A 1610-nucleotide genomic window follows, 5' to 3' on the forward strand; every position below is an offset into this window, starting at 1 on the left:
CTATCTCAATTGCAAAAGACTTTACCTTTGGTCTAGTATAGCGTTTCTTAATTACCTTAAGTATAAAGGAGTCCCCACTGATTTAACTAGCCAGATGTCAAACGAGCAAGAAACATTAAATAACCATTAGCTGGTAAGGCGTCTTTAATTGGGCTCAACTTTGAAGCTATCTAGGCCAAAAATATAAGGAAAATCGCGACTTAAGCAATTAAGAATATTCTCTAAATTCGTTAAGTAATGCTATAATATAAGCAGTTTTGGGTTACTTACATTTAATGAATATTATGGCTGGTCGTCCTAAAAAGTTTTCATTTGAAATAACTCCTGAAGAACGTAGTCGTCTCGAAAAAATAGCCTCTTCAAGGTCGAGTCAAATTCGTCATCAGCAAAGAGCAAAGATTATTTTGCTAAGAGCAGATGGTGCTAACTATAAAGACATTGAATCTTCTCTTGGCGTTTCAGCACCAACTATAGCAAAGACTATTTATAAAATGGCTAAGTATGGTATTGATGCAGCAATGGAGGACTTTCAACGCAGTGGTAGACCAGAGCAAATTACTCGTGAAGCTAAGGCATGGGTGATTTCCCTTGCTTGTACTTTGCCTGAAAATGTTCCAGACGGGCCAATGACTCAAAGTTGGACATTGTCTTCGCTTGCTAATTATGCTCAGCGACACTGCAAGTCTCACAACCATCCGTCATTAGAAAATGTTCAGCGTTCTACAATTTGGAAAATCCTCAATTCTAAAAACATCAAGCCACATAAGATAAAGTACTATCTTGAGTGCAAGGATCCAGAGTTTGAGCCAAAAGCCAAATTTGTCATGCTGCTATATAAGCGCGTTGAGTGGATTCTACAATTCACTCGTGATCAAAATGGCTCAGCCATATCTATATGCGAAAAATGCGGTGAAGTTTTTATCTCTTATGATGAAAAGCCCGGCATCCAAGCAATATCAAATATCGCTCCAGACTTACCTCCTTCTGAAAAGTACAGCTCAGTTGGTCGCGATTATGAGTATCGTCGACTTGGTACCGTTACTTTGCTTGCAGGCATCGACCTAATAACTGGTAAAGTTCACGCTCTTGTTCGTGATAATCACAAGAGTGAGGAATTCATCGAGTTTCTTGAACAAGTTAACAAGCAGTACGACGAAGACCTAACAATTAACATAATCTTGGACAACCATAGTGTGCACAGATCTAAGAAAACGAAGGAGTATTTGAGCACCCTTAGAGAAGGACGCTTTAATTTTGTGTTTACTCCTAAACACGCATCATGGTTGAACATTATTGAATGCTTCTTTAGCAAGTTGTCACGTCAAGCCTTACGTAACTTACGAGTTAATTCAAAAGCTGAACTGGTGCGTAGGGTTTTGGCTTGGATTGAAGAAGTCAATCAAGAACCAGTTGTCTTTAGATGGAAATGGCACCTTGATGATATCGAGAACGCATTCAACTCTAAAGACTAGCGGTTGATGAATTGAACATCACTCCATGCCTTAGGAACTATGTATAATCATGAAACACCTATTTTTTAACGAAATTAAAGATCGCTATACTAGCTAATGGCACCATAAAGACGTTAGACAACGCCTTTAATGAGTTAT

The 1610-nt window shown here is 38.5% G+C and carries 1 protein-coding gene; it reads left to right on the forward strand.

Annotated elements, in window-relative coordinates; all coding sequences use genetic code 11:
* Positions 1-275: 275 nt before the first annotated feature.
* Complete coding sequence (locus H524_RS0111880) at positions 276-1472, forward strand: IS630 family transposase (protein WP_052339090.1); 1197 nt, start codon at positions 276-278, stop codon at positions 1470-1472.
* Positions 1473-1610 lie beyond the last annotated feature (138 nt).

Source organism: Anaerobiospirillum succiniciproducens DSM 6400 (assembly GCF_000482845.1).
GTDB lineage: Bacteria > Pseudomonadota > Gammaproteobacteria > Enterobacterales > Succinivibrionaceae > Anaerobiospirillum > Anaerobiospirillum succiniciproducens.

Coding starts and splice junctions, on each gene's coding strand:
- H524_RS0111880 (WP_052339090.1), top strand. CDS start 276: ATGAATATTATGGCTGGTCGTCCTAAAAAGTTTTCATTTGAAATAACT.